This window comes from Pareuzebyella sediminis (assembly GCF_008367235.1).
Classification (GTDB): Bacteria; Bacteroidota; Bacteroidia; order Flavobacteriales; family Flavobacteriaceae; genus Pareuzebyella; species Pareuzebyella sediminis.
Window position 1 is genome coordinate 42,841 of record NZ_VTZS01000002.1, and the last position, 25,499, is coordinate 68,339.

Here is a 25,499-nt window from a genome sequence, read left to right on the forward strand (position 1 = left end):
TTTAATTCGATTTTAAATTTCCATTCCAATCGATTTCCCAAGAGAAGGGATTTAAAATATGATCGGTCAATATACAAACTGTTCTACGGTCTAAGGGTGCTTTTTCCTCGAAAGGGGCGTCGATGCCCCAAGACTTCCATTGAGACCGAAGGGAAGACCAATCAAATTTCGGACTTAGGTTTTGGAGTATCGAACGCATGAATTCAAGAGTAATGCCTTTGCCTGAAGCGGCGATATCTTCCATTTCCTTGAAATAGGGAAGAAGTCCCTGTTTCCATTCGTATTCCGATACAATACGTTCAGGGTAGAACCAAGTTTGATTGGCCCATTTATAGGGTACACCATAACCCTTTAAGATACCGGTCGCGCCGATTTTTTGTATGGAAGCAAAAGCGTGATCGTCAGGCTTGACATCAATGAAGGGCATTAGATAGGCTTGGTCTTGAATAAGTTGTTGCTGTACCTTTCGAATGGATACCTCCGAAGGTCCTTTTTTTTCAATGATGGCGGTTGCCGCCAAGGCCCCTGCAGCTTGGCCGATCCCTAAAACCACAGGCTGTAACCGCGTGGTACCATTGACAATGTTGGAGACACTAATGTTTTTTTCAGCGACAATGAAATTTTCTACGCCCTTTGGAACAAGGCATCCCAGGGGAATGGTATAACTGGGCACTTTAATATTGATGAATTCGATTTTTGGGGCTTGAGGATTCTTATCGTGATGATGATCGATAGGATAATCACCTACAGCGATACCTGTTCGATATAGGTTGTAATCGTAAGGCCTTTCAAGATGGTCGGTTACTAAAAAAACTTTTCCCTTGACCCTCCTAGCCTCACGGTGGTATGCTATTATGGGAAAACCATCTTGGGTCGGAAATTCTTCGGCCAACCGAAGATTTTTAAAGCCCAGATCATTTTGTATATAATAAACAAAACCCTGTGTAAAGTGTTTTGCTTCTTCCAGTTTTTCTTGATAGCGCTCAGGGGAGAGTGTGGGCCAGTCAAGATAGAAGTCATTGCCACAATGGGGCCAATTGATCAGATATTTATTGTTGGGCAACTTCGCGTAACCCAACATTTGTTCGCATCCCGAAACCCCTCCGAACATAGCGCCCCCTTCACGTTGGCAGGCGCAGGAAAAGTCGTTAGGGTCATAGTTTTTCGGTTTTTTAACGAGCCCCTTGCGTCCTTTTTTCTCACCTACATCCTCTAGAATGGCCGTATAGGTCAGATCTTGTACGATGGTATTACTGGTTGCCGGTGCCTCCGCCTCACCTGTGTCGTTCTTGGCATCCATACCTACCCGGAATTCAGCTCCGACCATGGGCAGTAGGGCTCCGGTCTCCGTGGCATCGATAACGATGGTGGCCTTTGTTGAGTACGTTTTTTTGTATTTTTTATAGGTTATTTTCCAACCTTCCCCATCATATATTAGATCTTCGAGTGAGGCATTGGAAATGATTTCGAGGTTTGGAAGGGAAGCCATTTCTCGAAGTATATCCTGTGCGACCAAAGGCTCAAAAAGGGTATGGCTGACCCAACCTGTGGCCAAGGCTTCTGCTCCACCATAATGATTCCTTAACTTTTGACGGAACTCGCCCCAAATACCGGAAGGCATTTCGTGGTTGCCATCAATAGCTGAAACACCGGCAGAGGTCAACATGCCGCCCAGCCAAGGACCGGCCTCCAAGATTTGGACCCTAACCCCCATCCGGGCGGCCTGAATGCCAGCAGAGGTACCTCCCGTACCACCTCCTATTATTAGAATGTCCGTGGTATGTTGGGCGTGGAAGACCAGGGTGCCAAATAGAAAAATAAGTAGTATCGAATAGGTCTTGCACATCTTGTAGAGCGTATTTATGAATCGGTAGTAAGGTACAAAAAGACCGAATAAATATTTTGGTAAGGAATATGTAATCGAAATACGGTAGGGCAGTTTCTTAGTATCTTGAATCTATGAAGGCAATAACCTTCATATGCTTGTAAGAAAACATCCTCTGCTTAAATTTATTAAAATTTTTGCGTTTTTTGGCATTCTAAAATCTGCGGAAATTTTATAATTGTTTCTCAAATTTTCGATATTTAAGAATGTACACACTAACCTATGAATCCAAGGCGACCAAGCCATTGACGAATGCCGACTTCGGGAAGCTATTGAAAGAGGCCCGCTCCTTCAACCAAAATAATGGGATTACGGGTTGCCTAATTTCTTATCGGGGAAACTTTATACAAATATTGGAGGGAGATCAAAAGGTAGTTCAAGCGCTTTATGAGCGTATTAAGGTAGATTCCCGACATACTGATGTCAAATTGTTTTCTGAAGACCATATTTCGGAGCGTGATTTTCCCGACTGGGGTATGGCGTACTATCCTATTGATGAGAACTCCGTAAGCCCAAGTGAGTTGGAACAGTTTAAAAGTAACCTGACTCTTTTGGCCGATTTATCAAAGCCTACCAACGTCACCGCTATTCTGTTTTGGAAGCGTATAAAGTTTTTGATATCCTTCGCATCTGACGACCGTTAGCAGATATAGGCATAGTATCGGTAGGGTGGGTCTTTCCCCGCGCCTCTATGATCGCACTACATGTTCTGTACAATTGAGTTGGCTTCTTTATTTCGTTCTGAAGATCTGAAAACTTTTTGGTAACCGTACGAAATGTCATTACCTTACTACAGATATTAACACTCCCCCGCTAATAAAGTCCAACACATTATGGAATGTTCAAATCTGCTTGAGGCAGCGCTCAAGAAGGGAGATGTCAGTATGTCATTGAAGAAAGGCTCCCTAGACAAAGAATTGATTATCGATCTTCAAAAAACGCTTTACGAACTGGGTTTTGGTGATGAGCTAAAATGGCATTTGTATCAGGCCGATGGTGATTACGGGGGTGCTACTGTTTCGGCCGTTGAAGCTTTTGCACGCCGTAACGGCCAGGTCAACGATGGTAATTCGGTCGATAACGCCTTAGCCCAGCTCATAGTACAGCGTCACGATTTTCTACCGGATATGTATGTGCTTTGGTCCATACAGCAATCCGATTTACGTACCCGGAAATATATTTCTAAAGGTACTCGCACGAGCATCATGGCAGTACAGATACTCTTAAATACACTGGGCTATGGGCAGTTACTTGGTTTTAAAAAATATGGTGCCGATGGGTTGTATGGTTCGAGCACTCGCAAGGCGATTATCGCATACGCGAAAGACCATGGGATATCGTCCGATGGTGATTGGCTAACGAGGCCGCTCATCGATCTTATGCTCAGACATATTAATCAATACTATGGTAAAAATTGGAGCGCATTGGCCACGAACAACCTACCGCGGGAAAGTTCTCCTTTGGTATGGTTCGAAGCGCCTCGTTTTATGGGCAAACCGTGCAGGGCCGATGTGATGTTCGTGCCGATGTTGGAAAAGGTCAATGCCTATGCCGAACAAGCAGATGTGTATATTCATGTGACCAGCGCTTTTCGAACGACTACGAACGTACAAGGGGCCATTGTAAAGCCGGCGACGTATTCGAATCACTTAATCGGGCATGGTATTGATATGAATTTGCGGTATAGTGATGGGCAATGGGCCAATTCGAAAGTGTTGGCAAAGTACCCCGAGGTTCCCGTACCGGTAAAACAATTCTTAAAATCAATTATCGACGACCCCGATTTGCGTTGGGGGGGTGAGTTTCGAAATAGCGACCCCGTTCATATAGACGACCATTTTAATAAGGATATGCCCGCTTGGCGAGAGCGGTACGAGATTATGCAAAGAGCCGTTCAATTGGGAAATTAAATATGTAGAGATTGGGTTTTAGTTTCAGGCATCGTACCTTCGAATATGAATAGTTCGCATACAGTTTTCCTGTTTTCTGGAATTGGAAAGGCCATAGGCCTCGTTCTTTTGCTGACGGTGCTTACCGCATGTAAACAAAAGGCTTCCGATAATGCAACGCCTTCTGGGGGAGATGCGGAAAGAACCGTTGAAGAAAGCACAACAAACGAAACGCCAACAACACAGGGGAAGCTCTTGCTTTTCGAAGACCATATCGGAACTATTCCGCTTCCATTTCCACGAAAGAATATGCTATCGGACCTACGGGAGGCTTTCAGGCCGTTGACCGTCACCAAGGAAATAGGCCAACAAGACGGACCCGACTTTCCGTTATATTCTATTCGAAATGGTTCTAAGGAAGTCGCTTACTTTTCAATGGATTTTGAGGATACTTTGGCCTTGGTAGAGCTGCGGATCAATAGCGAATGGATTGCTGATGAATACGGACTAAGCGTTGGGGATAAATTCTCAAAAATTAAGAAGCAAAGAAAGGATAAACTGAATACGTATTCCGATGAGCATGGGCATACGTATGTAAGCATCAAAAATTCACAAATCGGCTATGAAATTTCCGATACCGCCCCACCTGCTAATGCCCCCGATGACGCACTTGACCAAGTATCGCATAACATTCGCGAAAATTGGGAAATTACCACTGTCATCTGGAGGGCGGCCTCCTCTCCATGATCCCTTATCATAAAGTCGAGTTAGAGCCCTTGTATCAACCGTGCGAAATTGTAGGCCGCGAAAGTCAAGTTGTCCCGACTGCTTTTTAAGGCGTTTTGCAAGGTAACAACCCCCTTGGTTATCGAAACGGCATACGAAAGGCCCAATGCCTCTTGTTCCTTGATGGAAATATCGACGGAACCGCACAAGGCAGCGACAGGTATCTTATGCTTGCGCGCCGATGAGATAACCCCATCTATGGTCTTTCCGGATAGTGTTTGGGAATCTAATTGGCCTTCCCCGGTAATAATCCAATCGGCTCCTTTGATAAGGGTATCGAAGGAGGCCAAATCCTTTATCAGGTCAATACCAGAGATTAGCTCAGCCCCTAAAAATACGTGTGCCCCGGCTCCCATACCCCCTGCGGCTCCACCTCCCTTAATCTTTTGCGGGTCAATGCCATAGTGGTTCTTGATAACTCGCGCAAAGCGCTTCAGCCCCTCATCCAATGTGATGATATTTTCCTTGGTCGCCCCTTTTTGGGCCGCATAGACAAAGGCCGCCCCTTTCTTGCCATAAAGTGGATTTTTTACATCGCAGGCTACTTTTACGGTAGTAGTTTTTAAGCGTGCATGTGCTTGGGAGGAATCGATTTCTTGAACCTGTATTAGATTTTCACCTATGGGCTGCAATTCGTTGCCTTGTGCGTTCAAGAACCGAAAACCCAATGCGGCCGCCATTCCCATACCCCCATCGGTGGTGGCACTACCCCCAATTCCTAAAATAATTTCTTGGGCTCCTTTGTCAAGGGCATCGGCTATGAGTTGCCCGGTACCCAACGAAGTTGCCTGCATGGTATCGCGTTTGTCGTCGTGCAATAATTTTAGTCCCGAAGCCTCGGCCATTTCAATATAGGCGATTTTGGCGGTTTCAGAGTAGAGATATGATGCGCTAATCGGCCTACATAAGGGATCATTTACTTCTAGGGTTGCCTTTTCCGCTTCGAGATAATGGCGAACGACTTCTATGGTTCCATCCCCTCCGTCGGCAAGTGGAGCCTTAACGATTTCGGCATCGTTGAGCACGGTCTGTAGCCCCATTTCAACGGCATCGCAAAACTCGAATCCCGTTAGGGAACCTTTGAACTTATCCGGAGCGATGACAATTTTCATAGGTTGCTTTCTTGGGCCGAAGCCTTATCTAAAAATAACCGGGTTTGTGGATGGGTGCGCAAGATGGTAGCCGGGCAAGCCGTATCTATTTCGTTATACAAGGTATCATGTACCGCTTTGGCCTTGCGTGCATCCGGCACCACACAGCTGATGGCCTTGCAGCGCATTATAGCGGGAATCGTAAGCGTAAGGGCTTGTTTCGGAACGTCGGCTAAAGTAGGGAACCACCCTTCACCCAACTGTTGGTTCCTACATGCTTCATCGAGATCTACGATTTTCACCCATTTGGAATCGTTGAAATCGGCCACGGGCGGATCGTTGAACGCAATATGTCCATTTTCCCCAATGCCAATACAGGCGATGTCGATATCTTGCTGCTCCAAGGCAGAAGTATAGCGCTGCATTTCCTGCTCAAGATCTTCGGCATCCCCATTGAGAAAGTAGATTTTCTTAGGGGAAACGGCATCCAGAATACGGTCCTTAAGATATTTTCGAAAGCTTGCCGGGTGCAAAGCGGAAATTCCCTTGTATTCATCCAAGTGGAACACCGTAATCTTTTGCCAGTCGATCGTTCGTGTTTTCAAGGCCTCCAAAAATGAAAATTGAGAGGCTCCGGTAGCTAAGATAAGATGGGCAAATCCTTTTGCTGCAATAGCTTCCCTAAGCTTATCTTCTACAAAATCGGCAGCGGCGGTTCCCAGAGTTTTAGGGTCTTCATATATGGAAACGTAGAGTTTATCGACGGTAAGGTTTTGTAACATAGGGTGCATTTTTATAAGAATTCTTCAAGGGCAAACCACGAGGTTAATAGGGCGAACAGAATAACGGCGAAAATTCCAATGTTTAACGATTTGCTGGCTTTGTGTTCGTGCATTACCCGTGATCTGTTGATGAGTAAAAAGATAGGAATGGCTACGGCCGGAAGGATACAGGCCTGAAAAGCCTGCGAAAAAACCATCAAAGCGGGCGGACGTTCATCTAAAAAGACGGTTCCAAAGGCAAAAAGCATGGCCAGAAAAATGAGCCATCGCGACTGTTTCGAATGTATATTCCTTGGCCGGCCCGTATAATCGGCTATCAACCAAGGGGCAATAAGTACAATGGGGAATATAGTAGATAACCCGGCTCCGGTGATACCAATGATTAGAACGAAAGCGGCAAATTCACCTCCGATAGGTTCAAAAAGTTCAATCATCTCTACCGTATTTTCGAGACGCAAACCCGAAACATGAAGTGTGCCCGCGGCAACGGCCATAATTACTCCGCTCAAAAAGAGCATCATAGCAGCGGAAACGGCCGCATCACGTTTCTCCGTTTTAAGATCTCTAATACCCCAACCTTTTTCGGCCACCACAGTACTTCGCATAATAAATACGGCTGCCGAACAGGTGGTGCCCGTTATGGCGGCTATAAGGCCTAACGCCCCAGGGGTATCGGGTATGCTGGGAACGATACCCTCGGTCAAGGCATCGACACTGGGGCTGACCATAAAAAATACCACCACGAACGAAAGGCCCATTAAAATGACCAAGACCGTAAGTACTTTTTCGAACATCTGATACCGGCCATACCACAACAGTACATAAAGAATTATGCTAAAGAACAGGATAATCCAAAAGCGGCTCATGGAATAGCCTTCAAAGGCGAGCCGTACTCCCTCTTGAACAAGATCGGCCACAATGCCCATCACCCCCATAAGGGCAAGTAATTCCCCGATAATCAGGGCAAAAATGATATATAGCGAAAGTACCCACCCCCCCTTGATTTCCGATTTAATATTATACAAGGCCGTCCTACCTGTAACAAGGGTAACCTTACCATAAGCTACCATAAGTATATAGGTGAAAAAGCAAGAAAGAATGAGGGCCCAAAACAGACTCATACCGTATTCGGCACCCGTTTTTGCCATTGTGGTCACACTACCGGTGCCGATGTTGTATCCTATAAGGAAGAGCCCCGGACCTACCGCACTCAGGGCTACTAAAATTTTATTTCTAAGGGATATTTTTTTCATGGTTTTAGTTTCGGGCATATACCAATTCTCCATTGACAAAGGTCTGCTGTACGACCATTTGCCCATTTTCTAAGGTAAAACGGATGAGGTCGGCACGATGGCCTTGCTGCAGATTGCCTATCTGGCTAAGGCCAAACATACGGGCGGGGTTACTACTGGCCATGTGAATGGCATTTTCAAGGGAGCAATCGGTGTATTTCATAACGACCCCGACGCATTTACTTATGGGGGAGGCCGCACCGGCCAAAACATTTTCCTTTGGAAGCTTGACCACGTTCTCGGTGAGCAGTAGTGTACGCTCACCACGCGTATATTCTCCCGGTGGAAGCCCGGCAAGGTCTAGGGCGTCGGATACTAATATCGTTCGCTCTACGCCTTTGGCCTTGTAAAACGTACGAACCTCTTCACGGGTCAAATGAAAACCATCGGCGATGATACTCGCAGTAATATCATCATTGGACAATTGGGGCCAAAGTGGGTTATGGTGGCGATTGATTTCGTTGGCACAGCCATTTCCAAGGTGGGTAGCCATTTTTGCACCGGCCTTTACGGCCTGTTGCACATCTTCGGCCGACCCATTGTGATGGCCGAGTGAAACCGTGACTCCACTAGCGACACATTTGCGAATAAAAGGAATGGCACCTTCCAATTCAGGGGCGACAGTAATTAGAATAATCCCGTTGTCCGCTGCTTTTTGGAGGTCTTGAAACTCGTTCCAATCTGGCTTTTTGATATATTTTTCCAGATGGGCCCCCCGAAAGCCCTTGACCGGGGAAATATAAGGACCTTCTAGATGGAAACCAGGAATCGACTTTCCGATTTCAGGGTCTTTTCGAGCCTCGGCCAAAATAGCAAAGTTCTTTTTGATCAATGCAATATCACTTGTAATGACTGTCGGAAAATAGGAGGTAACCCCTGCTTTCCAAAGAGCTTTCGTCGCCTTTTTAATGCCCTCTACGGTAAGATTGGGCCCAGAAAAATCGACACCGACATACCCGTTGATCTGTATATCTATCAATCCTGGGGCCACATAGGTCTCAAGGCCCTTCAATGCGGTCGGGGAAGATTGAATATCTGAAATGTTTCCGTTTTTTATCGCAAGGCTAACCTCTTTTTGAGTAGCATAGTGCAGCCCATCTACCGTATTCTCGGTCTGCGATTGCATGTAAAGGGGAAGTACTACCATTAGCGAAATATAAAAAGTTATTTTTCGTCGCATAGCGGTTTAAATTTTATCATAAGGGGTTACCTGTTCCCATTGGCCACTGGCTACGGACTTTTCAAGGGCTTCGAGCACCGCTACACCGTGAATGATACTTTCGTGACTCCTAGGTTCTTTGCCCGTCTTGAACATTTCGACCATATCCACATAATTTTTAGCAGGGTTTTTCTCAGGGACGTCCGCTGTTAATTCTACCATGCCCTCTTCGGTTTCGACGAAGGTCTGCCATCCATATTTTTTTGTCGTGAATACCAAGGTCGCCAACATACCGTCACTAAATACAAGGCTTGCACTGCTATTTTTGCCGTTTTGTTGCACCTGTACCTTTTCAACCTGGTCTCCAAAAAGATAGAGCAGGGGCTGCACGATATGTGCACCGTAAAAGAAAATACCCCCATATTCGGAATTCAGTTCAACGGGACCCGACCGTACCACTTGATTGATACCTCCCATGGATTTTAGCTTTTCTTTTTGTGCAAAAGTCTCATAACTCTGTGCAATGGAACTATAGGAAGTAACGGGAGTACCTTGTTTTCTAGCTATTTCCAAAAATGTCTTTCCCTCGGCGGCACGGTAACAGAAAGGTTTGTCTATAAATGTAGGGATACCCGCCTTGATAAACGGAATGGCAGGTTCGAGATGAAATTTCCCGTGCCGATGATCTACGATCAAACCGTCAATTTTGCCCAGCATTTCGCTGGGATCATCGACCCGTTTCGGAATGTGACCCTTTTCCATAGCGGCTTTCGCAAAGGCCTCTGTCTCTCCCCAAACATAACGTACTTCCATTCCGGGAAAGGCTTTTTCGATATTGAAAAGTTTTCCAAAGCCTGCGGTATGGGAGTTTTCGGCTCCGATGATACCAATTTTGAAAGGTTCAACGATTTTCCTTTCTTTTGAAACCCAAGGAGAGGCGGCTCGTAGCGCGGAAGGTAATGCCAAGGTGGAAAAGGCCGCGCCCTGGCCTAAAACAGTTATAAAATTTCTACGGGAATTCGGGATCGATTTTTTGCTCATAGATGCTGGAACGGTGTTTTTGATTGGTAGTGTTCTTTACAATTTCATTTCCCATCCTTGTTCGTAGGTGCGGCTCCACAGTTTTTGCGCCTCTGGATTTCGGATGATATGGCCGTTCGAGGAGTCGATTTCCAAGGAGTGGCCCACACGCTGGGCGATATTTCCCAATTGCACCAATAAGGTGCTTTTATGGCCCGAATCGACATCTGAATTGAGGGCGTCCCCGTCTTTGATAGCTGAGAACATATTCTGTATATGTAGGGCATCGAGCTGTTCGGCCGGATTACTTTTGTTGCGGGCATCAATTTTCTGGGTGTTCTGTACGTCTTTCACCACTTTACCATCAAGATCGAATTGGGTGTAACTGTTGCCGGAGGGTATGAGTAGACTTCCTTTTTCTCCGTAAAAGATAACCCCGACCGAGCTGCCGGCCACATCTTTGCCGTTACAGGAACGGCCCGTCCAAGTCATGGTTTTGTCGGCACCGAAATCGAGGTTGATGATCTGGGTATCAGGTGTTTCCCAATCATCGTCGTAACGATATCGACCTCCATTCGAACTGACCTTGGTCGGGAAGTCGACTTCCATGCCCCAGCGCAAGAGATCGATCATATGGGTTCCATTGTTGAGGGCCTCTCCGGTACCCCAATGCCATAGCCAGTGCCAATTGTAGTGTACAATATTGTCTTTAAAATCTTTTCGTGGGGCAGGTCCTTGCCATAATTCCCAATCCAGCCAATCGGGCACCGCTATTTTTTTTCCCGTACCTATAGAGGGTCGGTTATTGGTATACCATCCCTCGCCATAGTACACACGTCCTATCGCACCATTTTTTAAGGCCTCAATGCCTTCGACCACATTGGGCCATGAACGGCGTTGATTACCCATTTGAACGACTTTATTGTATTTCTTGGCTGCTTCGACCAAAAGTTCTCCCTCATGTGGATTATGACTGCAGGGTTTTTCGACGTATACGTGTTTGCCCGCTTTTAGCGCCAATAAAGAGGCGGGCGCGTGCCAATGGTCAGGTGCGGCGATAACCAGCACATCGATATCCTTGCTTTCCAGTGATTTGCGAAAATCACCCAAGCCTTCGGCCTTTGTGGACTGCCGTTCGGAAACAGCGGTCAGGCATTTGCTGATGGCCCTACTATCTACGTCACAAATATGGCGTACGTCACAATTGTCTTGGCTGGCAAAATTTTGGGCCAGCGCTTTGCCACGGCTGTTGACACCCATGACGGAAACATTGATTTTTTCGTTGGCTCCTATGATTTGGCCGTAGCTTTTGGCACTGAAATGAGGTAAAACACTACCGGCCACGAAGGCGAGGGAGCTCCTCTTAATAAATTTTCTTCTTGAATTTTTAGGCTGGGACATCGGGATGTCGTTTAGGGTTTGCAATGAATGTAATCCTAAATATACCAAATAAGTGTCTTCCGCTTTTAAGACTCACGAAAAAAACTTTATTTTTGCCCTCCTGAAAAGATGGCCCCGTAGTTCAATGGATAGAATAGAAGTTTCCTAAACTTTAGATGCAAGTTCGATTCTTGCCGGGGCTACAAATAAATAGCAATAGCCTTTTGAAAAAAAGGCTTTTATTTTTTGGTAAGGTTAAAGGCCATCCACTGACTGCTTTAAACGGAAAACAAACGGCCATATAGGGGGCCGACGGCTCCGTACTTTTACCAAGGGCCCTTCTGCGAAGAACCTAATAAAATACAGCCCGTTTGAAGATTTAGACCAATGGTTAAGCGATGGTAACCTGTAGCTTCGGCCAGAATTTACCGGTTCGGGTAATGCCAACAGCAGTACTGAATCAACGACCAAAGGGATTCGCCGTATCCCTATAGTCTACGGGCATTTATTTCTCCAAAAGACACCTCTTTCAGACCGAATGGCCAGCACGCTCCTCAATAGACCATGTAACTAGCAAAAGCCGGTGAGACAAAACACGTGGTCCTTTCGGCAAACCCTATTTTTAGTCGTTTTTACACTATAGCGATAGATGATCTACAATTGGTTTGCCGTACCAACCCAACTTTTGACGAGACCTAGCTTTTTAGTTGGGGTGTTGCCTATGCGCTCAACATATAATATCAAATCAACATGTGGAACGAGCCGGACAAATGCCCTCCCCGTTTTCTCAAAAGCATAACAGAGATACCTTTCAATTTGAGCGCCAGCTTACTAGCGGATTTGCCGAGGTCAAAACCTCGAATCGATGGTGCCAATTCACACCGTCACTATTTAAAATTGTTCTAAATAAACTTGTGAGGTTTAAAATCAAGAAATATATTTGGTATCTATTTATAATTAGTCTAAATAAAAATAAATGAAAAAAATTACCATCTTATCAGCCTTTATGATGCTCACCTTTTTTACTTATGCACAATCGGGTGCAATCAAGGGAAAGGTCGTTACCCAACAAGGTTTACCCATATCCAATGCCAACATTATGATTGGGAATAGCGGAATGGGTACTATGACCAACGCGAACGGAGAATACCAATTACATCATCTAGAAGTGGGCGCACTTACCCTTAGAGCTTCTTATGTAGGTTTTACCCCGCTATCAGTAGAGGTCGTCGTGAAGCCCAATGCCATAACTATCGTGCCTGATATAATCATGCAGGAAAAGCAAGAACAACTTGATGAGGTAGTAGTTCAAGGGCGTCGGAACGAATATGTGGTACGGGAGCCTTCTCCTTCTTTACGGTTAAGAACGGAAATTGCGAAGCTACCGCAGAACATTCAGGTCATCAGCGGCGAATTATTACAAGACCAACAGGCTACGAGCATTATGGACGGTGTGATAAGAAATGTTAGTGGCGTTACTATGTTGGAACACTGGGGCCATTTTGCCCGTATTCATATGCGTGGCTTTAGGCTGCCTGCTTTTCGAAACGGGGTCAATGTTCAAGATTCATGGGGTCCGCTCTCCGAGGATATGGCCTTTGTCGACCGCATAGAATTTGTAAAAGGCCCGTCCGGTTTTATGATGGCGGCCGGGGAACCTGGAGGCTTTTACAATATAGTGACCAAAAAGCCCTCGGAGGAACGTATAGGAAAAGTTTCACTAAGTACGGGAAGTTTCGATTTTTATAGGGGCAGTTTTGATTTGGGAGGTAAACTAACCGATAACGGTAAACTATTGTACCGCCTCAATGCCCTATACCAAACAGGAGATAGCCACAGGGGCCATGAAGATTCGGAACGATGGGGGATTGCCCCAGCCTTGACGTATCGTTTCTCGGACAGGACCCAAATAACAACCGAACTGAACATTCAGAACGCTGAAAGCTATATCGGGGCGGCCTATGTCTTTGCACCTGTTGCCGATGGTTATGGAAGTCTAGATCGTAATTTCAAGTTTACCGATACCAATTACCCGGCATCGGAGATTCAACAGTTGACCTTTTTTACGAACCTAAGACATGATTTCTCGGAAAACTGGGGGTTTGAAACCCAATTTGCCTATCTGCGCTATGACCAAGAAGGCCAGTCGTTCTGGGCATGGTCGATTACCGACGGTGGCGATGCCGATAGGCGGGTAACCCAGTGGGATGCCCTTTCCGTGGGCAAATATTTTCAGACCTATCTCAACGGCAGCTTTAACACGGGTGCAATTACCCACAACATATTGGGTGGTTTTGACTATACCCAAAAGGTATACTGGGCCGATTTTTCCAATGTCGTTGCCATAGACGATGTCCCATTTAACATCTACAATCCCGTGTATGGCCAGGCTAATCCTTTGCCCTTTGATCGCTCCGATCCCATACAGTACCGCAACGGAGGGGAACCTTATAGTGGTAATACCTTGAGGTCGTACTATCTACAAGATGAAATTGGTTTTTGGAACGATAAAATTAGGTTCACTCTCGCTGGCAGGTACTCTGAACTTTTGACCCAAGGCAAGGAGGATCAGGACAACCAGTTTTCTCCCAGGGCAGGTATCAGTATCGATATTGTACCCACTCTTTCTGCCTATGCATTGTACGACCAGTCTTTTCTTCCGGCCAACGGGGTCGATTTTACCGGAGACACCTTCGACCCCATAGAAGCCGATGATGTGGAGGGCGGCGTTAAAAAATCATTTTTTAGCGGAAGGTTGAAAACCTCCTTGGGAGCTTACCGGATTACAAAAAAAAATGTACTGGTAACGGATCCCGAAAATCCAAATTTTTCGGTGCAGTTGGGAGAGGTACTGTCCAAGGGAATCGAGTTTGATCTGCAAGGCGAGGTAACCCCCGAAATCGATGTAGTCTTGAACTATGCGAACACCAATGTCGAAATTACCCAAGATACCGATCCGACCTTAATCGGGCAGCGGGTAGCAGGCCACGCCAAACATGTGACCAATGGATGGTTCAACTACGATTTTGCCGAAACCACCGCTCTCAAAGGGTGTGCGGCCTCTCTGGGCTATCAGTACCAAATCGACCGCTCCACCTGGGCCTGGGGCGCCGATAGTCAGTCCGATTTGCCCGATTATTTTCGGCTCGACGGGGCGCTATCATGGAAAAATGACAAGTTCAGGGTACAACTAAACGTGAACAACATATTGAACGAATACCTCTACGCAGGGGCCAACTATGGTACCTACCTGTACTGGCAGTCAGAACCGGGTATTAATGGAAGGGTGTCCCTCACCTATAATCTTTAGGAATTTAGCAACCGAATTTTCGACTTTTTCCTTTTAACAACAACTCCATGAACTATAAAAAAAGTATACTCACCCTTCATAAAATCCTTGGTCTGGCCACTGGAATCGTTGTCTTCATCGTGGCGGTTACCGGGTGTTGTTGGGTATTCAAGGAAGAAGTCGAAAGCCTTTCGGACGGGTATAAAAAGGTAGTTCCAATACACCGACCCATGCTAACGGCCACAGAGGCAAAAACCATGGCTAAAACGGTATTTCCAGATCGTGCCGTACATGGAACCGTGTTTAAAAAGGCCGACGATGCGCTTGAGGTCATTTTTTACGAACGCGAACCCGAATTTTACCGAAGCGTGTTCCTGAATCCGTATACCGGTGAAATTATAGAGGTAGAGGACCATCTTTCAGGCTTTTTCGCTTTTATTCTAAAGGGGCACATGCGCTTGTGGCTACCAAAGCAACTGGGCGAACAGGTAGTTGGTATATCGGTTGTGTTGTTCGTTCTTATTTTAGTTTCCGGCTTTATCCTTTGGATGCCCAAAAAAAGGCAACACCTCAAACAGCGCCTTCGGTTCGATTGGAAAGCGACGACCCGCTGGAAGCGAAAAAATTTTGACCTTCATTCCATTATCGGATTTTACGTCGGTTCCCTGTCCCTGATCTTGGCACTTACCGGTCTGGTCATGTCGTACCATTGGTTTCAGTACGGGCTCTACAAGACGGTCGGGGGTCAAAAGGAAGTTACCTTTTCAGTACCCAAAAATAGTAGTACTAACGTGGTTCAAAATACCGATGTTCTACCGATCGACAAGTTAGTTCCTCTGCTCAAAAAATCCGCACCTGAGGCCGATAGTTTTGAACTTCACTATCCTTACGACGATACTTCGAGTATTTATGTGGAAGTTTCCAATAGCGAAGGACTGTACTATAATACAGACTATAGATACTTTGACCGGTATACGTTGCAAGAGATACCATCCGGTACCATTTATGGCAAGTACACCGATACGGATGCTGCCGATAAGTTGTTGCGTATGAATTACGACATACATATCGGGGCCATTGGGGGTATCGCGGGAAAAATTATTGCCTTCCTGGTAAGCTTGCTTACGGCCAGTTTGCCCATTACTGGAAGTCTTCTATGGTACGGTCGCCGCCATAAGAAGAAAAAAAAGCAGGCCACGACCTAATTATGGGATGGAAACATTGCTCCGCGCACCTTTTTTGCAAATGGAAAACCAATTGATGAACCAAAAAGAAATTGCTTATGAATGAGATACATATCCTTTACCAAAACCCATTAGGCATCGCCTTTAGGTGGAAAAATAATGTGTCAAAAGATGACAAAAAGATACAACTCGTCTTCAGGGACACAGGTCTCTTGCTCGATAAAAGTGAATTGGCCGAATTCTCCCTAAACATAAAGGAGGCAATGAAATCGGAGCCACTCTGTAACGATTGTAAACAGAACCACGACTGCCGTGCCCTGCTCTTGGAAACCCCCTTTCCCTCACTTAGTTTTGCGGTTAGCCATAAAGAATTGACCGAAATTGACGATTTGGTGGTGGGCACCATGTTTCAATTGCAATTGGATGGTTTTTTGGATGGTATTTTATAACATCCGCTCTTAAGTGGTATATGCAGGGGTTTCCCATGGAGAACCTATTTTCACAACTCCGGGACTGAACGAATGATACTCGGACCACTTGTTGTTGTAACGGCCCGGTCGTACTAGGCCACCAAAGAATATTCAAGAAGAGAGTAAAGGAGAAATTTTAGCAAAGAAGAATTCACAGGGGCACCTTTTTGTAGGCCAGAACCTCGGTTCGCCCTGGGGCATTCCCCGTATGACTATTCGCTTTCTATAGAAGTAACTATCATTTTGAACCGTTCATTGGCCTCAATGGAGAAAGCCGTTTGTCGGGGAATGAGTATGGAGTCTCCCTGCTTTAAGAAAGTTGAATTTTCATCTAAAACGACCTCAGCTTTGCCTTCGATAATGTAAATGAATCTACTGACCGAAGATTTTTTATACAATTTCACCTTGCCATAGTCAAAGACCAAGACCTGAATAACACACCCTTTCTGGACTTTTATATTTTTGGTTACAATGGCATTCGATCCGTAATCAAGCAATTCCGCTAAATTAAAGGTTCTAGATTCTTCAAATTCCGCCTTGTTCATAATGTTAATGAATACTTTGAAAGGCTATTCTGCTCTTTTTTTAGCGTTCTTTTTCGCTTTTTTAGCCGCCTTTTTTTCTTTAGGAGTGCTCGAAGCTGCCGTTTTATCGGATTTTTGTTTCCCCTCTTTTTCTTTTGACATAGTTTCTATTTTTTAAATTGAATTGTTACACATCCCTTGCCCTACCGGGCCATAAGCAATAGGAACAAGACCAAGGTCAAGAATAACATACATTTTCTCATTGCCCTATTTGCTGTTAGCGCCCTACTTGGAGGGGGACTCATTAAAAAAAGTAAATAATGCTCTGTTTGGCCTTCGTTGATGAAGGTACAAGCAGGCCATCTTATTTGCTAGTTTGAATAGTGACCAGTGCTAAATTTTTCTCAAAAGCTCTTTCCCGATCGGTTTCCGAGCTTCCATTGTAAAAAGCCGACCTGAAGAAGTTTCTGAATTTTGTGAAACCCCCATAGGCCCAACTGTTCCCTTTCCAAATATCCATATCCTATTTTCTTATGTAATTTATAGTGTTATAAAGGTCGGCATTTGATAGGGGGCCTTTACTACATAACTATTCATAAAAGTTATATAAATCACTTGTTTTCTAGGAAAAAGAGAGGCCTGCTTTGAGGGGAACTAATGATCAAAGGCCAAATACAGCTAGGTATTCGTCATTATCTAGGTATCGGATCGGAGCAAATGTCTTTTTGAATGTTTGCCAAAATTGTACGATGGTCCCTCCATTTTTTTTGGGACGATCTTTGAAGGTATAGTTAATAAGTTACGGCGGTACTAGTGAATTATCGTATCTTGGGGCATAGCTATTTTGATAAGTAAAATTACCGTACCTGTTGGTGAATGGGTTTTTTAAATAGCGATGCGTCATACCTTTTTCTAGTGGGTCAAGAGAGTTCCATTACCGCCAATATTTCTTACAGAATGCTATAAAAAAGGGGATAGACCCCTATGCTGCTTACACCGTTCCGCTTCCCTAAGAATTCTAATATAAAGCGCTCATGTTCCTTTACGTCAAATATATGGTAAGTCTGCGCTGCAAGATGGTGGTTCGGCAAGAGCTACAAAAGCTCGGCCTTCAGTACGTCCATATAGAACTAGGAACGATTGAGATTTTAGAAGAGATTACCGAGGTTCAAAGAGCACAGTTACGAAAGAACCTAAAAGCTTATGGCTTGGAACTGCTCGACGATAAGCGCAAGATCATCATAGAGAAGATCAAGGCTGCAATCATTACTATGGTGCACCATAGCGATGAATTTCCAAAAGTGAATTTTTCGGAGTATATCAGTGAAAAACTCGGCTACGACTATACCTATTTGGCCACGATGTTTTCTGAAGTTAAAGGAATCACTATTCAGCAGTTCATTATCATACACAAAATAGAACGGGTCAAAGAACTCTTGCTCTATGATGAACTCAACCTAACGGAAATATCCTATAAGCTACGTTACAGCAGTGTTGCGCATTTATCGAACCAGTTTAAGAAGGTTACAGGGCTCACCCCTTCGTACTATAAAAAGTTAAAAAAGAAGCGCTTCGGAAACCTGGAAGATCTTTAGGCGGTTGTGCTACCTACGAGTGACCCAAGCCTTCCTCCCAAAACATACCAACGTTGCGTTGACGATACGTTGTTCGATCAAAACATTGTAGAAGGTGGCAATAGGGGGTAAGGCCTAGAACTATTTGATGCGCCTTTGAAGGTATGGAGCCCATTCTTCTTTGAGGTGTTGAATGCCCTTTATTTAGTTGGAACAGCCTACTAAAGGCTGCGGAGAGGTAAACCTAAGTTCATAAGCGACTTTAGGAAGGTATACTGAAATATCCCTAGTCCGATTTTCCGGTCTCCTTAGGATACAAGTACTATCCGCTATCTTGAGGGGATGGGATACCTGACTTTTTAGGCCACTCCGGGTTCAAGGGGAGTCGTGAGTACTTTATCCGGAGTGATGGGCAAATCCCTGAACCGTTGCCCGGTCGCATTGAAAATAGCATTGGCAATAGAGGCCGCCACACTGGTGATGCCCAGTTCACCGATGCCTTTCACGCCCATCTCATTGGCGATTTTGTCTTCCTCTGGCAAAAAGACCACGTCGATGTTCGCCAGATCAAGATTTACCGGCACGTGATAGTCCGCTAGGGACCGCGTGATAAAGTTGCCGTGGGTCGGTTCTATATCGGCCTTTTCGGCGATGGCCATCCCTGCGCCCATGGTGAGGCCACCAATAATTTGGCCAAAAGCCGTTTTGGGATTCAGTATTTTTCCTGCGGCCCCCACATTGACCATCCGCTTTATACGGAACATGCCCGTATCTTTATCGACCCAGACCTCCGCAAAGTTGGCCCCGAACGAAAACACGGAATGCTTGTCAAAAGCTTCCGAAGGTGCCGCGGTTCCCATGGCCTCATAACTGGAGAGTCCGTTTTCTGACATCAATGCTTGCAGGCCGCCATTCGAACTGGATGTACCGGACTTCGATTGTAGCTCCTTCATCAGGTTCTGGCAGGCTACCCGTACCCCGTTGGAATACGAGGCCGCCCCCCAAGAACCTCCCGAACCGGGGGTTACGGGATAATCGGTATCGCCCAAGGCTACGGTAATATTTTCGGCCGGAATATTCAAATATTCCGAGGCGGTCTGGGTGAGAATGGTATAGGTGCCTGTGCCTATATCGGTACCGTCCATTTGAACGGTGGCCCACACGTTACCGTTCTTGAGTTCAGCGATTACCTTGGCGCTGGTTTCCCGGTAGGGCGACCGTCGCGAGGCCCCGCTCACTCCGTGGCCGATCAGCCAATTACCCTGTCGATTGGTTCTGGGTTGGCTCTTGCGCTGGTGCCATCCGAACTTCTCGGCCCCTATGCGTAAGCTTTCGTTCAACAACCGTGACGAAAAGGGTTTGCCCGCCCCTTGATCGATCTGTGTATCGTTTTTTATCCGAAAGTCGATCGGATCCATCTTGAGTTTCCACGCCAATTCGTCCATGGCACTTTCGAGGGCAAAGCTACCGGTAGCCTCCCCGGGTGCCCGCATGGAGTTCGGGCATTGAATGTTCAGCGGTATGAGCCTATGCGTGATGGCATTGTTCGGGGTCTTGTACAGCATCTTGGAAACATTGCCGCAGGCTTCGTAATACTGTAATTGCGTGGCACAATGTGACAGGGTGTGGTGCGCAAGGGCGGTCAGTTCCCCATTGGTTTTGGCACCTAGCCGCATCTTTTGCTCATCGAACTGCCGCATGCCCACATTGGTGAACATCTGTTGTCGGGTAAGCACGATCTTCACCGGCCTCTCCAACATGCGGGCGGCCATGGCCGCCATGATCACGTGCTCGTGAATACGGAGCTTGGACCCAAAACCACCGCCCACATAGGAGGAGATGATCTGTACGTTCTCCTTGGGTATCCGAAACGTGTCCGCGATGGCGGTACACGACTCGTCCAAAATCTGTTGGCTGGCAAACATTTTGACCTTGTCACCCTCCCAGCTTACGAGGGCCGCGTGCAGTTCCATGGGCTGCTGTACCTCGATGGGCGTCGTATAGGTGGCTTCGACGGTAACGTCCGCTTCCTGCATGCCCGCTTCCATATCGCCACGGCTAAAGTCGGCATTGTCGTCGGGTTTGTACGCCTTTTCCCGATGGGCGTCCCATAGAATATCGGGCGTATCTTTCTCATAGCTCACCTTGACCAACCTACGGGCATACTGCGCCTGTTCAAAGGTTTCGGCCACTACACAGGCTACATATTGCCCGTAATAGTGTATTTCCCGATCTTGAAAAATCGGCATGACCGTCGTAAGGGTAAACGGGGGGCGGTCATTGCCCAAGGTTTGTAGGCGGTTGACATTTTTATAGGTAATCACTTTGAGCACCCCTTCTTGCTGTTCGGCCTCGGTCGTATCGATCGCGGTAATCCTTCCTTTGGCAATGGTGCTGTTGACCCCTAGGGCATAGCACATGTTTTCTGCCGGAAATTCGGCGGAATATTTGGCCTTCCCCGTCACTTTTAATCGTCCCTCGACCCTATCGATGGGGTTTCCTAGGGCAGCTTCGTTCATCATTTTCATAGTTTGCAGGTATTGTATTATGCCTTTCTTTCAAAAGCCTGGGTTAAACTTCGTACGATGGCCTTTTTGCCCATCTCTATCTTATATGCATTGTGTTTCAGGGGTTTCGCATCGCGCATGGCGATTTCCGCCGCTTCCGTAAAATTGTCGGAGGTAGGTTTTTTGTTCCTTAAAAAATCTTCCGAAGCGATAAGTTTCCAAGGTTTGTGGGCTACGGCCCCCAGGGCCAGGGCTACATCGGTAATCATACCGTTGTTGAGCTCGAGCCCGGCCGCTACCGAGGTCATGGCGAACGCATAGCTGCTGCGTTCCCGGATCTTTAGGTAATAGTAGTGGTCCGAAAATTTAGGGGCGGGCAGTTCGATGGCCGTAATGAGTTCGCCCTTTTTCAGGGTATGGTCTTTTTCCGGCCTATCGCCGGGCAACCTGTGGAAGTCCGTAAAAGCGATGGTCCGTTCGGTACCGTCGGGCTGCCGTACCTGTACTTTGGCCTCGAGAGCGGCAAGGGCCACACACATGTCCGACGGGTTGGTGGCCACACAGCTTTCGCTCCATCCGAAGATGGCGTGGTTGCCGTTCATACCTTTAAGCGCACCGCAACCGGAGCCCGGTTCCCGCTTGTTGCAGGGCATGGACGTCTCGTAAAAATAGGGGCATCGGGTGCGTTGTAAGAGGTTGCCGCCATTGGTGGCCATATTGCGGATCTGGGCCGTCGCCGCAGAAAGCATGGCCATGGTCAGCAAGGGGTAGTGCTTACGGATATCGGGGTGGTTCGCCGTATCGCTATTGTTTTTCATGGCGCCTAGGGAATATCCGCCGGACGCCGTTTTGGTGATCTCTTGATGGGCCAGATCGGCCACTTCGATAAGGTGCGAGGGACGCTCCACGTCTTCCTTCATCAGGTCGATAAGGTTGGTGCCGCCGCCCAGATAGTGGGCTTTTTCGCTGGATGCCGAGGCCGATAGGGCCGCTTCGATCGTTTCGGGTGCTATAAAGGTAAAGGGTCTCATGGATTATCTTTTTATGATTGGGCCTGTTGCATTTGTGCCGTGGTGGCAAATTCCCACTTGGGGGCCTGTTCTTGGCCGGTATGTACTTCCTTGATGGCCTGTACGATATTGTTGTAGGCCCCGCAGCGACAGATGTTGCCCGACATGCGTTCGCGTATCTCCTCTTCGGAGAGTTCGAGGTTCTTGGGGACCTCGGTGAAGTCTTCGGACACATAACTGGCCTCCCCATTTTTGGCCTCGTCCATCAGGGCGACGGAAGAGCAGATCTGCCCCGAGGTACAATACCCGCATTGAAAGCCGTCGTGTTTGAGAAAGGCCGCTTGCATGGGGTGCAGCTGACTGCCCTCGGCGAGCCCTTCGACGGTGGTGATCTCCTTGTCTTTGCAGGTCGCGGCCAAGGTAAGGCACGAGAGTTTGCGTTTGCCATCGATGATGACGGTACACGCCCCACATTGCCCGTGGCCGCAGCCTTTTTTCGAGCCGGTGAGCTGTAGGCGCTCCCGCAGGGCATCGAGCAAGGTCATACGCGAATCGATACGTAGGGGTTTCACGGTATTGTTGATCTTAAGGTTGACCTGTACTTCATTGAGCAGGGCCTGAATTTCGGCCACCACCTCGTCGGGGGTGGACTTCCCAAAAATTTCGGAGCTCAGGCTAGGGGCGAACAGCACACTGAGGCTGGCCGCCGAAATACGGCCTAGAAAACGTCTTCGGGACTCGCCATGCAGGCCGAGGTCGTCCAAGACCTGTGCCTCGTCTTCGGTCAATTGGGGTTCGTTGGGGCTTTTATCGGATGTACACATAGGAAAAGGGTTAGAATTGAAAAGGACTTCTTAAGAAGTTAGAAAGTATACACCCATTTTTAGATACATGGGTGTTGAAACCGACATAAGATTAACGGGATACATCAAAGCGTGATACAATTTTCTTCAACTAATGGGAATAGGGCGCAACCGTTGAACCGGTTTTTTGATCATTTGATAGACAAACCCGAATAGTCTACGGGGTAGTTTCCTACATTGTAGGGATAGGGCAAATATGATCAATGATCATATTCCTATGTTAGCTACAATAAATTGCATAATGAAAAGGATATTCATATTAATTCTTTGGTGTACAGTTATTACAACGGTTTATGCCCAACAGGAACCCATTGAGCAAAACGAGAATATTAATCTCTATGCTTTTATTGGGGAAAAAATATCGGTAAACGAATTTGAACAGAGACCATCAATCGAATGGATCATTGGACTAAATGGAGATTCAGCTAAAATCGAAAATATTCCGTTTGACCAAGGATTTATTGCTAAGTATAAGGTGATTGCAAACATCTTCAATAAGTTAGAAACGGATACCATTGAATTCAAGGCCTTTGACCATTATGGAAGACCTAAATTTGTGAAAAATAAGTACGTACTTCTTTATTTATCTTTCTCCGAAGAAGACAGTACATACTATCACCAAAAATATCAATTTGATGAAGTAAAAAGACATAAGGGTCAGTGGACAGGTAAGGACAGAAAATCACTTAAAGAACTATTTGAGATCAAAAAGAACGGGGTTTTCAAAAATCGAGGAATTTTTTAAAATGTAGCTAACATTTCATAAAACAACCATGCCTTTACATATCCGGACTGGAAAGGTAATTCCATTCTATAAATTTGTGTCCTATCGGACACATTTGCAATTTTAACCAAAGGCACGGTGGTTATCGTGTCGTTGCCAGTAATTAAAATGAAAAACGGACAAATTAAAATTTTACTCTTCCCAATAATTGCTTTAACTATTTCTTGCTCGACACACAAAGGACTGATTAAAAAAGAAAAAACAGATTTTGGAACTATAAAATACTATGTACAAACTGATTCAAATCATTTTGATTACATCGACAGAAAAAAGGACAAGCGGATTTTAATAAGAGTTGACAACTCTATTTATTATAGTATCTATTATGACTATATCGCTAAACATACAAAACAAGATAAAGCTTTGGGTTATTGGTTATTTTATGGAGAAGTTCCAAAAGAAACGCACGAGCCAAAATCCTATAAAAAATTATCGGAACTGGACTCATTGGTACTATCTCGGTCGGACGAAATTTTGGACTCATTAAAATGGACTAATTTTAAACGTTGGAACGGAGCAACAGCTTTTCAGATTGAGGTCGTTTACTATCACGGATTCCCTAAAAATGAAAAATTTAAACCTTACTAAACGGAATAAAAAACTAATGGCAACAAAATGTATAATCAATTGCTGGCGGATTTCCCTGCCGGAAAATCCTGCAATCGATTATTCACAATACTAGAGGGCGATTACCGTTCTAAATATCGCAACTGATCATACATAGACCGTTACAAATAATTTAGAATATGATAAAAAAACTTATCCCATTATTGATTTTGATGATCCTATCTTGCAATAATGATGATTCACAAAACAATTCTAATAAAGACAATATATTGAATTTCTCCTTTGTGAAAAACATCAATACAAATCTCACTCAAGATGTAAAAGGTAAAATCGACTACATCTCCAATACAGTAACACTAAAATTACCCTTTAATACAGATATTACCGAATTAATTCCAAGTATTGAACTTCCAGAAGGAGCGTCTATTTCACCATCCGCAAGTACTACTCTTAATTTTTCCGATCCAATAACTTTCACGCTAAAAATAAAAAATGAAATTATTAAAGAATATGTTGTATCAGCGATTGTGGACGATATTTCAATGAATATGAATACTTCTGGAGAATTTTTAGAAACTGTTTATTACAGTCCTTTTAATTCTACAGACGATTTAATCGAAATTATAAAATATGATAGCGAAAAACCCATTGCAAGATTTCGAGAAGTATTTAACAATAATTTCAATTCATATGACGAAATATTCGTCGAACCAATATATGCTCGAAATATCGAACTCTTTGAATATGGATCCAATAACAAAGTATCTAAAGTTAAGGAATTTCCCTTTTGGAAACTTGAAGAAGGGTATGAATTCAAATTTGAAAATAATAAAGTTTTTACTTTCAATAAGACTACAGGTAGTCTTATTGATGTAACAAATAATTCTTCGTACTCAATATCAAAAACTGTAAATTATGACAATGAAGACAAAGTGGTTTCTTCAGTTTTAGTTCATGAATGGGGCGCCCAGTCGTACCATTATCAATTTAATTCTTCAAATGAAATAGAAAGCATAAAAGGTGGGGATCAGGCTATTGATTTTAAATATTCGGAGGGGGTCATTGAATTATGGTATGATACTTTTCCTCACACAAGTGTCCGTGCTCATAGTGGTTTTCTTAATGGTCATCCATTATATGGCACCGGTAGTTACCCTCCTAAGGTAGAACTCGCAAATAATCCGGAATATAATTTATTTTTAAAATATGGTTTAGCACGCTATGGAAATTATATGCCATACAAGCCGTTTATCGAAGCCTCAGGTGAATTTTTAGATCAAATTGAGGGAACTGAAAGATATGTAAATGAGGTAAATAGTTTTAAATACCCTATAATGGTGACAGAAATTAAGAATAAAGCTGAGAGAACTGTGGGATACTCATACCGATAATTAAAACTATTTGTAACACAACCAATAAACAATACGGGTTTTAGTCTTAATC

Annotated in this window: 22 protein-coding genes and 1 tRNA gene; 11 read left to right on the plus strand and 12 right to left on the minus strand. The window is 45.2% G+C overall.

Going from position 1 to position 25,499, the window contains the following annotated elements; genetic code table 11:
- Position 1: 1 nt before the first annotated feature.
- A complete protein-coding gene (locus F2B13_RS06800) occupies positions 2-1,846 on the minus strand; it encodes an FAD-dependent oxidoreductase (protein ID WP_149274286.1) in 1,845 nt (614 codons plus the stop codon).
- A 245-nt stretch (positions 1,847-2,091) separates the two neighbouring features.
- On the opposite strand from F2B13_RS06800, the gene F2B13_RS06805 reads away from it, so the two are divergent.
- The 3 genes from F2B13_RS06805 (at position 2,092) to F2B13_RS06815 (ending at position 4,521) form a co-directional block, all read left to right on the plus strand.
- On the plus strand, positions 2,092-2,529 hold the full coding sequence (locus tag F2B13_RS06805) for a BLUF domain-containing protein (RefSeq protein ID WP_149274288.1): 438 nt from the start codon (positions 2,092-2,094) through the stop codon (positions 2,527-2,529).
- Between the two features lie 189 nt (positions 2,530-2,718).
- Entirely contained in the window at positions 2,719-3,795 is a 1,077-nt protein-coding gene (locus tag F2B13_RS06810; RefSeq protein ID WP_149274290.1) for a peptidoglycan-binding domain-containing protein, read from the plus strand.
- Between the two features lie 45 nt (positions 3,796-3,840).
- Complete coding sequence (locus F2B13_RS06815) at positions 3,841-4,521, plus strand: hypothetical protein (RefSeq protein WP_149303806.1); 681 nt, start codon at positions 3,841-3,843, stop codon at positions 4,519-4,521.
- 20 nt (positions 4,522-4,541) lie between these two features.
- On the opposite strand, the gene F2B13_RS06820 is transcribed toward F2B13_RS06815, so the two are convergent.
- Genes F2B13_RS06820 through F2B13_RS06845 form a run of 6 tightly spaced genes read right to left on the minus strand, consistent with a single transcriptional unit; the run spans position 4,542 to position 11,305 of the window.
- Positions 4,542-5,672: a glycerate kinase gene (locus F2B13_RS06820; protein WP_149274294.1), complete on the minus strand. Its 1,131-nt coding sequence runs from the start codon at positions 5,670-5,672 to the stop codon at positions 4,542-4,544.
- Entirely contained in the window at positions 5,669-6,433 is a 765-nt protein-coding gene (locus F2B13_RS06825; protein WP_149303808.1) for a glucosamine-6-phosphate deaminase, read from the minus strand. The genes F2B13_RS06820 and F2B13_RS06825 overlap by 4 nt, the downstream gene beginning before the upstream one ends.
- An 11-nt stretch (positions 6,434-6,444) precedes the next feature.
- Positions 6,445-7,686 (minus strand): Nramp family divalent metal transporter, encoded by a 1,242-nt coding sequence (locus F2B13_RS06830; protein WP_149303810.1) that lies wholly within the window; start codon positions 7,684-7,686, stop codon positions 6,445-6,447.
- Positions 7,687-7,690: 4 nt separating this feature from the next.
- On the minus strand, positions 7,691-8,905 hold the full coding sequence (gene nagA, locus F2B13_RS06835) for an N-acetylglucosamine-6-phosphate deacetylase (protein ID WP_149274300.1): 1,215 nt from the start codon (positions 8,903-8,905) through the stop codon (positions 7,691-7,693).
- 6 nt (positions 8,906-8,911) lie between these two features.
- Positions 8,912-9,925, minus strand: coding sequence for a Gfo/Idh/MocA family protein (locus tag F2B13_RS06840; protein ID WP_149274302.1), 1,014 nt, complete (start codon positions 9,923-9,925; stop codon positions 8,912-8,914).
- Between the two features lie 36 nt (positions 9,926-9,961).
- Complete coding sequence (locus F2B13_RS06845; protein ID WP_149274305.1) at positions 9,962-11,305, minus strand: Gfo/Idh/MocA family protein; 1,344 nt, start codon at positions 11,303-11,305, stop codon at positions 9,962-9,964.
- Between the two features lie 110 nt (positions 11,306-11,415).
- Here F2B13_RS06845 and F2B13_RS06850 point away from each other — a divergent pair.
- The 4 genes from F2B13_RS06850 to F2B13_RS06865 all read left to right on the plus strand — a co-directional run bounded on the left by F2B13_RS06850 (position 11,416) and on the right by F2B13_RS06865 (position 16,206).
- Positions 11,416-11,487 (plus strand) — tRNA-Arg (locus F2B13_RS06850).
- A gap of 773 nt (positions 11,488-12,260) precedes the next feature.
- Positions 12,261-14,594: a TonB-dependent receptor gene (locus tag F2B13_RS06855; protein WP_149274307.1), complete on the plus strand. Its 2,334-nt coding sequence runs from the start codon at positions 12,261-12,263 to the stop codon at positions 14,592-14,594.
- Positions 14,595-14,641: 47 nt separating this feature from the next.
- A complete protein-coding gene (locus F2B13_RS06860; protein ID WP_149274309.1) occupies positions 14,642-15,778 on the plus strand; it encodes a PepSY-associated TM helix domain-containing protein in 1,137 nt (378 codons plus the stop codon).
- 77 nt (positions 15,779-15,855) lie between these two features.
- Positions 15,856-16,206, plus strand: coding sequence for a hypothetical protein (locus F2B13_RS06865; RefSeq protein ID WP_149274311.1), 351 nt, complete (start codon positions 15,856-15,858; stop codon positions 16,204-16,206).
- Between the two features lie 233 nt (positions 16,207-16,439).
- Here F2B13_RS06865 and F2B13_RS06870 read toward each other — a convergent pair whose 3' ends face one another.
- Together F2B13_RS06870 and F2B13_RS20380 are read right to left on the minus strand one after the other, a co-directional pair.
- Complete coding sequence (locus F2B13_RS06870) at positions 16,440-16,772, minus strand: cupin domain-containing protein (RefSeq protein WP_149274313.1); 333 nt, start codon at positions 16,770-16,772, stop codon at positions 16,440-16,442.
- Positions 16,773-17,115: 343 nt separating this feature from the next.
- Entirely contained in the window at positions 17,116-17,271 is a 156-nt protein-coding gene (locus tag F2B13_RS20380; RefSeq protein WP_198439708.1) for a hypothetical protein, read from the minus strand.
- 514 nt (positions 17,272-17,785) lie between these two features.
- Between F2B13_RS20380 and F2B13_RS06875 the strand changes: the two genes are divergently transcribed.
- Positions 17,786-18,346, plus strand: coding sequence for a helix-turn-helix domain-containing protein (locus tag F2B13_RS06875; RefSeq protein ID WP_198439709.1), 561 nt, complete (start codon positions 17,786-17,788; stop codon positions 18,344-18,346).
- 338 nt (positions 18,347-18,684) lie between these two features.
- Here the strand turns inward: F2B13_RS06875 and F2B13_RS06880 are convergent, their stop codons facing one another.
- Genes F2B13_RS06880 through F2B13_RS06890 form a run of 3 tightly spaced genes read right to left on the minus strand, consistent with a single transcriptional unit; the run spans position 18,685 to position 22,666 of the window.
- The gene (locus F2B13_RS06880) at positions 18,685-20,847 is read right to left on the minus strand and encodes a xanthine dehydrogenase family protein molybdopterin-binding subunit (RefSeq protein ID WP_232622901.1); all 2,163 of its coding nucleotides are present in this window, start codon (positions 20,845-20,847) and stop codon (positions 18,685-18,687) included.
- Positions 20,848-20,870: 23 nt separating this feature from the next.
- The gene (locus F2B13_RS06885; RefSeq protein WP_149303812.1) at positions 20,871-21,863 is read right to left on the minus strand and encodes an FAD binding domain-containing protein; all 993 of its coding nucleotides are present in this window, start codon (positions 21,861-21,863) and stop codon (positions 20,871-20,873) included.
- 11 nt (positions 21,864-21,874) lie between these two features.
- Positions 21,875-22,666, minus strand: a complete 792-nt coding sequence (locus F2B13_RS06890) for a 2Fe-2S iron-sulfur cluster-binding protein (protein WP_149274319.1) — start codon at positions 22,664-22,666, stop codon at positions 21,875-21,877.
- A 280-nt stretch (positions 22,667-22,946) separates the two neighbouring features.
- On the opposite strand from F2B13_RS06890, the gene F2B13_RS06895 reads away from it, so the two are divergent.
- The 3 genes from F2B13_RS06895 (at position 22,947) to F2B13_RS06905 (ending at position 25,447) form a co-directional block, all read left to right on the plus strand.
- On the plus strand, positions 22,947-23,450 hold the full coding sequence (locus tag F2B13_RS06895; RefSeq protein WP_149274321.1) for a hypothetical protein: 504 nt from the start codon (positions 22,947-22,949) through the stop codon (positions 23,448-23,450).
- A gap of 147 nt (positions 23,451-23,597) precedes the next feature.
- Complete coding sequence (locus F2B13_RS06900; protein ID WP_149274323.1) at positions 23,598-24,077, plus strand: hypothetical protein; 480 nt, start codon at positions 23,598-23,600, stop codon at positions 24,075-24,077.
- A 158-nt stretch (positions 24,078-24,235) separates the two neighbouring features.
- The gene (locus F2B13_RS06905) at positions 24,236-25,447 is read left to right on the plus strand and encodes a hypothetical protein (protein ID WP_149274325.1); all 1,212 of its coding nucleotides are present in this window, start codon (positions 24,236-24,238) and stop codon (positions 25,445-25,447) included.
- Positions 25,448-25,499: the final 52 nt, after the last annotated feature.